This is a genomic window from Catenulispora subtropica (genome assembly GCF_039531675.1).
In the GTDB taxonomy this organism is placed as follows: Bacteria; Actinomycetota; Actinomycetes; order Streptomycetales; family Catenulisporaceae; genus Catenulispora; species Catenulispora subtropica.
Genome location: NZ_BAAAQM010000006.1, coordinates 234,086 through 240,545 on the forward strand (window position 1 = coordinate 234,086; position 6,460 = coordinate 240,545).

Annotated in this window: 6 protein-coding genes; all 6 read left to right on the plus strand. The window is 75.7% G+C overall.

Going from position 1 to position 6,460, the window contains the following annotated elements; all coding sequences use genetic code 11:
- The first annotated feature begins 76 nt into the window (after positions 1 to 76).
- Positions 77 to 1,198 (plus strand): hypothetical protein, encoded by a 1,122-nt coding sequence (locus ABD466_RS08390; protein ID WP_344656378.1) that lies wholly within the window; start codon positions 77 to 79, stop codon positions 1,196 to 1,198.
- Entirely contained in the window at positions 1,195 to 1,986 is a 792-nt protein-coding gene (locus tag ABD466_RS08395; protein ID WP_344656379.1) for a DUF4129 domain-containing protein, read from the plus strand. The genes ABD466_RS08390 and ABD466_RS08395 overlap by 4 nt, the downstream gene beginning before the upstream one ends.
- On the plus strand, positions 1,986 to 3,125 hold the full coding sequence (locus ABD466_RS08400; RefSeq protein WP_344656380.1) for a DUF4350 domain-containing protein: 1,140 nt from the start codon (positions 1,986 to 1,988) through the stop codon (positions 3,123 to 3,125). The genes ABD466_RS08395 and ABD466_RS08400 overlap by 1 nt, the downstream gene beginning before the upstream one ends.
- 20 nt (positions 3,126 to 3,145) lie before the next feature.
- Positions 3,146 to 4,243 carry an AAA family ATPase gene (locus ABD466_RS08405; protein ID WP_344656381.1) on the plus strand — a complete coding sequence of 366 codons (1,098 nt, stop codon included), beginning with the start codon at positions 3,146 to 3,148 and terminating at the stop codon, positions 4,241 to 4,243.
- Positions 4,244 to 4,257: 14 nt separating this feature from the next.
- A complete protein-coding gene (locus ABD466_RS08410) occupies positions 4,258 to 5,640 on the plus strand; it encodes a DUF58 domain-containing protein (protein WP_344656382.1) in 1,383 nt (460 codons plus the stop codon).
- Between the two features lie 141 nt (positions 5,641 to 5,781).
- Positions 5,782 to 6,360, plus strand: a complete 579-nt coding sequence (locus ABD466_RS08415; RefSeq protein WP_425558586.1) for a DUF5701 family protein — start codon at positions 5,782 to 5,784, stop codon at positions 6,358 to 6,360.
- Positions 6,361 to 6,460: the final 100 nt, after the last annotated feature.

Consider the following 6,460-nt stretch of genomic DNA (forward strand, 5'->3'; position numbering starts at 1 on the left):
GGGTGCCTGCATGCTGGGGGGCACACTCCGGCCCGAAGCCGGCCCTGCGCCCGAGGAAGAAGCGTCCACGCAGATCATGAGCCGTGCCACCGGACCCCTGCCGTCCGCCGTGCCCGCCGCCGCCGCACCGCCCGCCGTGGCCGACGTCCCGCCTCCGGCCACGGCCGGCCGCGGCGTCGTGCCGCTGCGCCCGCTGCAGGTCGGCGAGATCCTCGACGGCGCGGTGACCGCGATGCGCACGCATCCCGGCGTGATGCTCGGCCTGTCCGCGGTGGTGGTCGCGGCCGGGCAGGCGGTGGCGATCCCGCTGGACTACCTCTATCTCCGGTTCCTGGCGGGCCTGGTGACCGACGACACCACGCTGGGCAGCGGGACCGGGATCAACGACCTCGCGCTGCTGCGGCCCAGTGTGCTGCTGAACGCGCTCATCGTCTCGCTGCTGGTCGGTCTGCTCACCACCGCGGTGTCGCGGGCGGTGCTGGGGCGGCCGGTGACCCTCGCCGAGGTGTGGCGGCTCACCCGGCCGCGCCTGCCCCGGCTGGTGGGCCTGGCACTGTTGATCTTCATCACGCTGTTCGGCGCGCTGGTGCTCGGGATCCTGCCCGGCGCCCTGCTGGCCTCCGCCGGCAACCCGGCCGGGGCGCTGCTGCTGGTCGCCGGCACCGGCGCCGCCGGCGCGTTCGCGGTCAACCGCTGGGTGGCGTGGTCGCTGGCCGGCGCGGCGCTGGTCCTGGAGGACCAGCCGGTGCGTCGGGCGCTGCGCCGGTCCTCGGTGCTGGTCAAGGGCGGCTGGTGGCGGGTGCTGGGCGTCTCGCTGCTGGCGGTCGTGGTCTCGGAGCTGGTGGCCGGGGTGCTGTCGGTGGTGGAGCAGGTGGTCGTGGGATCGAACCTGAGCCCGGTGAGCGCGAACGGCGACGGGACCTACTCCGGGCACCACGTGTCGGTGGGCTACGTGTTCCTGGGCGCGCTGTTCTCGACGGGGATCCAGGCGGTCGTCGCGCCGTTCGCCGCGTCGGTGACGGCGCTGCAGTACGTGGACCGGCGGATGCGGCGCGAAGGGCTGGACATCCAGCTCGCCATGAACGCCCGCGGGCGAGCGGGCGAGACCGCGGGCCCGGCCGCCATGACGTTCGCGGCGGCCGACGGGCCCGGCGGGTCCGGAGCCGGCTCCGGACCGGCGACGGGCCCCGCCGCGTGATCGATCCGGGGACCCCGGTCACGCCGCCCTCGCCCGGCGTGCCGATCGTCGTGGGGCGGGACGACGCGCGCCGCGCGGCCGCGGACGAACTGGCCAAGCCCGTCTACGCCCACGCGCGCCCGTCGCTCGCCAAGCGCGCCCTGGACTGGTTCGGGCACGAGATGCGCGACCTGTGGGACAAGGCCTTCGGGAGCACGAGCGGCGGGGGCGGGAACGGCTGGATAGCCCTGCTCGTCGTGCTCGGCCTGCTGGTGGGCCTCGTGGTGGTGATCCGGCTGCGCTACGGCCCGGTCCGGCGGCAGGTCACCGGCGAGCGTTCGCTGTTCGACGAGGACACGGCGCTGGACGCGGCCGGGTACCGCCGCGCGGCCGAGGAGCACGCGGCCGGCGGCCGGTGGGCCGAGGCGGTGCGCGCGCGGCTGCGCGCGGTCATCACGGCGCTGGAGGAGCGGGCGGTGCTGGAGCCGCGGCCGGGGCGGACCGCCGACGTGGCGGCGCGGGAGGCGGGCAGGGTACTGCCGGAGCAGGCGGAGGCGCTGGCCGGGGCGGCGCGGGTCTTCGACGACATCTGGTACGGCGAGGCGGCCGCGGGCCCGGAGGACTACCGGCGATTGGTGGCCGTGGACGACGCGGTCGCGGCGGCGCGGATACGGGTCGGGGCTGGAGTCGGCGCCGGAACCGGGGTCGGTCTCGGTGCCGATGGTCCCGTCCTCCGCGCCCCCACCGACCACGGCTTTTCCGACGGCGCCCGGCCCGGCAGCCGTCCCGGCGACGGACCGGAGTCGTGATGAAACTTCGGGCCTGGCGCCGGCCGCTGGCCGCGCTCGGCGTCCTGCTGCTCGGATCCCTGCTCACGGCGATCGCGCTGGGCGGCAGCAGCGGCGGCACCCTCGACCCGGACTCGGCGTCGGCCGACGGCGGCCGCGCCCTGGCCGCGCTGCTCCAGGACCACGGGGTCGCGGTCGTCCCGGTGCGCACCACGGCCGACGCCGCCTCGGCGGTCCAGACCGCGTCCGGCGGCGCGACGCTGATGATCACCGATCCCGGGCTGCTCAGCCCCGGACAGCTCGACACCCTGGCGGCGGCCTCGGCGGCGCGGCTCGTGGTGGTGCAGCCCGACTCGCTGTCGATGCGGCGGCTGGCCGGGGACGCGGCGGGCCTGTGGCGGGCTCAGGACGGGCAGAACCGGCTGCTGGATCCCCAGTGCCCGGACCCGGACGCGCTCGCGGCCGGCAACGCCGACATCGGCGACGGCGACACGTTCACCGACACGGCGGTACCCGGCTGCTACCGGCTCCCGGGCGAAGGCTACGCGCTGGTGACGCTGACCGGATCGGGCTCCGCGGACACGGTCCTGGTCGGCAGCCGCACCCTGTTCCGCAACGACCGGCTGGCCGACCACGGCAACGCCGCGCTGGCGCTGCGCCTGCTCGGCAAGCACCCGACGGTCGTCTGGTACCTGCCGGACTCGGCGGACCCGGCCGCGGCACCCGAGGACCACAAGAGTTTCACCGCGGTGCTCCCCGCGGGCTGGCGGTGGGGCGCGCTGACGCTGGTGCTGGCGATCGCTCTGCTCGCGCTGTGGCAGGCTCGGCGGCTGGGACCGGTCGTCGTGGAACGGATGCCGGTCGCCGTCCGCGCGGCGGAGACCGTGGAAGGCCGGGCGCGGCTGTACGAGCGCGGCCGGGTGACCGACCGCGCGGCGGCCGCTCTGCGGGAGGCGACGCGTGCGCGCCTGGCGGGCCGGCTGGGCCTGCCGCGCACCGCCGCCGCCGACGACGTCGCCTCGGCGATCGCGGCCCGCGGCGGCCGGCCGGCGTCGGAGACGCTGGCGGTGCTGGCGGGGCTGGTGCCCGCCGACGACGCGGCCCTGGTGGGATTGGCCTCGGCGCTGGACCGGCTGGAAGCCGAGGTCGGGCGGCTGTGAACGAGAATCAGGAGAGCGATATGACGCAGCAGGACCCGGCCCGGGCGGGACTCGGGACGGACTCGGCCTCCGGCTGGGACTCGGGAGAGTCCTTCGGGAGCGTCTCCGACAGAGTCCCCGCAGCCCCCGGCCGGGGGGCCGAGCCGTCCGCCGAGCCGTTCATCGACCCCGCCGCCGCCCGCTCCGCGCTGCTGGCCGTGCGCACGGAGGTCGCCAAGGCCGTCGTCGGCCAGGACGCGGCGGTCACCGGCCTGGTCATCGCGCTGCTGTCCGGCGGGCACGTCCTGCTCGAAGGGGTGCCCGGGGTCGCCAAGACGCTGCTGGTCCGATCGCTGGCGGCGGCGCTGGCCCTGGACTCCAAGCGGGTGCAGTTCACACCGGACCTGATGCCCGGCGACGTCACCGGCTCGGCGGTCTTCGACAGCCGCACCGCCGAGTTCTCCTTCCGCGAGGGGCCGGTGTTCACCAACCTGCTGCTCGCCGACGAGATCAACCGCACGCCGCCGAAGACCCAGGCCTCGCTGCTGGAGGCGATGGAGGAGCGGCAGGTCACCGTCGACGGCCTGCCCCGGCCGCTGCCCGAGGTGTTCCTGGTGGCCGCCACGCAGAACCCGGTCGAGTTCGAAGGCACCTACCCGCTGCCCGAGGCCCAGCTCGACCGGTTCCTGCTGAAGCTGGTGCTGCCGCTGCCCAGCCGCGACGAGGAGATCGGCGTCCTGGACCGGCACGCCACCGGCTTCGACCCGCGGAACCTGGCCGCCGCCGGGGTGAAGCCGGTCGCCGGCCCGGCCGAGCTGGCCGCCGCCCGCGCCGCCGCGCGCGACGTGGTGGTGGGCCACGAGGTCCTCGGCTACATCGCCGACCTGGCCCGCGCCACACGGGTGTCGCCGTCGCTGGCCCTCGGGGTCTCACCGCGCGGTGCCACCGCCCTGCTGAGCACCGCGCGGTCCTGGGCGTGGCTGGCGGGCCGGCGCTACGTCACCCCGGACGACGTCCAGGCCCTGGCCAAGCCGACCCTGCGGCACCGGATCCGGCTGCGGGCCGAGGCCGAGATGGAGGGCGGAACCGCCGACGGCGTGCTGGACGCGGTGCTCGGCGCGGTCCCGGTCCCGCGGTAGAGGGGCGGGAACCGATGGCGCTGACCTGGCGTGCCGGTGCCCTGGCGGCGCTCGGGGCGCTGTTCGTCGGCCTGGTCCTGCCCTCCTGGGCGGGGATCGCGGCGGTGGCCGCGGCGGTCGCGGCCGGGATCGTGCTCGACCTGGCGCTGGCCGGACCGGTCGGGACGCTGGAGTTCGCCCGCGGGGGCGACACCTCCGTGCGGCTCGGCGCGACCGCGCGCGTGCAGCTCGTCGTGACCAATCCGGCGGGTCGGCGGGTGCGGGCCCTGATCCGCGACGCGTGGCCGCCGTCGGCGGGGCTGCGGGCCGCGCCCGGCGCCGGCGGCCGCCGCAACCGGCTCGCCGACCCCACCCTGGTGCAGCCCCGGCACGCCGTGACCATCCCGGCCGGGGAGCGGCGCCGGATCGAGTCCGTCCTGGTCCCGACCCGGCGCGGCGACCGGCACGCCGAGCACGTCAGCGTCCGCTCCTTCGGGCCGCTCGGCCTGGCGGCGCGCCAGCGCACGGTGCGCAGCCCGTGGCGGCTGCGGGTGCTGCCGCCCTTCGCCTCCCGCCGCCACCTCCCCAGCCGCCTGGCCCGGCTGCGCGAGCTCGACGGCCGCACCTCGCTGCTGGTGCGCGGGCAGGGCACGGAGTTCGACTCGCTGCGCGACTACGCGGCCGGCGACGACGTCCGCTCGATCGACTGGCGGGCCACCGCGCGACGGCACGTCGGCGACCACTACGACGTGGTGGTCCGCACCTGGCGGCCGGAGCGCGACCGCTCGATCCTGATCGTCCTGGACACCGGCCGCACCGCCGCCGGCCGGATCGGCACCGAGGACCTGGGCACCGACGGCGTCCGCCTCGACGCCGCCCTGGACGCCACGCTGCTGCTGACCGCGCTGGCCCTGCGCGCCGGCGACCGGGTGGACCTGCTCGCCTACGACCGCCGAGTCCGCGCCGCCGTCACCCGCACCTCCGCCGGCCAGACCCTGGCCCAGGTCACGGAGGCGATGGCGGTGCTGGAGCCGGAGCTGGTCGAGCTGGACGCCCGCGGCCTGGTGACCACCGTGCTCAAGCGCGCCGGCCACCGCGCCCTGGTGGTCCTGCTGACCAGCCTGGACTCGGCCCCGATGACGGAGGGCCTGCTGCCGGTGATCGGCGCGCTGACGGCCCGCCACGAGGTCGTGGTGGCCTCCGTGGCGGACCCGCGGGTGGAGCAGATGGCCCGGGGCCGCGGCACCGCGACGGCGGTCTACGAGGCCGCCTCCGCCGAGCGCGCCCGCGCCGAGCGGCGGCACGTCGCCGGCCTGCTGGCCAAGCACCGGGTGACGGTGGTCGACCAACCGCCGGATCTCATCGCCCCGGCCCTCGCCGACGCGTACCTGGCTCTGAAGGCGGCGGGCCGGCTCTAGCGGTTTCGCGCCGACCGGAATAGCCCCGTCACGTCCTTTCGTTGCGCCTGGTTCGACCGACGAAAGGACGACACCTTGACGTCTCCCGGATTCGACGCCGCCGCCGAGTTCGACCGCCAGGTGCGGAACCTCTCCGCCGTGATGGCCCGCCCGGACCTCGCCGAGCTGGTCACACCGTTGAAACCGGTCGCGGTGTCGCACGCCGCGCCCTTCCTCGTGGTGGTCCCACGAGCCCTGCTCTCCCTGGAGGAGGCACTTCCGAAGCTGACCCTCGCCGGCAAGACGAAGCCCGGCGTCATCGACCGCAACTACAAGGGCGGCGAGGACGTCGCGTCGTTCGTGACGATCCCGCGGCTGCTGTCCGACGGCGCCTCGGACACGGATCCCTACCTCGTGTTCGATGTCCAGCGAGGCGAAGAGTTCTGCGACGTCGTCCCGCTCCAAGCCATGGCGACCATCGAAGAGCGGGGCCGCACACCGCTGTCGATCGAGGAGGGCATCGCCCTGGTGACGCACTTCCCGGAGCTGCTCGCCAAGAACAAGTGCTTCGAACTGGCGGGCTCCCGTAACGGCGACAAGCGCGTCCCGGCCCTGTGGATCAGCCAGGGGGCGCCCAAGCTCGGCTGGTGTTGGCAGGGCAACCCCCACAGCTGGCTCGGCATGGCCTCGGCCGGCAGCCGCGCCGGCCTGCCGGTCCCCGTACCGGTCTCAGCAGGCTGAAACGCAGAAAACCCCCCGACGGAGATCCGTCGGGGGGTTTTCTATGAAATTTAGTCCGGCCGCGTCCTACTCTCCCACCAGGTCCCCCTGGCAGTACCAT

Bases quoted from the DNA above. Each gene is read 5' to 3' on its own strand.
- ABD466_RS08390 (WP_344656378.1), top strand. From the start codon at position 77: ATGAGCCGTGCCACCGGACCCCTGCCGTCCGCCGTGCCCGCCGCCGCC.
- ABD466_RS08400 (WP_344656380.1), top strand. From the start codon at position 1,986: ATGAAACTTCGGGCCTGGCGCCGGCCGCTGGCCGCGCTCGGCGTCCTG.
- ABD466_RS08405 (WP_344656381.1), top strand. From the start codon at position 3,146: ATGACGCAGCAGGACCCGGCCCGGGCGGGACTCGGGACGGACTCGGCC.
- ABD466_RS08410 (WP_344656382.1), top strand. From the start codon at position 4,258: ATGGCGCTGACCTGGCGTGCCGGTGCCCTGGCGGCGCTCGGGGCGCTG.
- ABD466_RS08415 (WP_425558586.1), top strand. From the start codon at position 5,782: ATGGCCCGCCCGGACCTCGCCGAGCTGGTCACACCGTTGAAACCGGTC.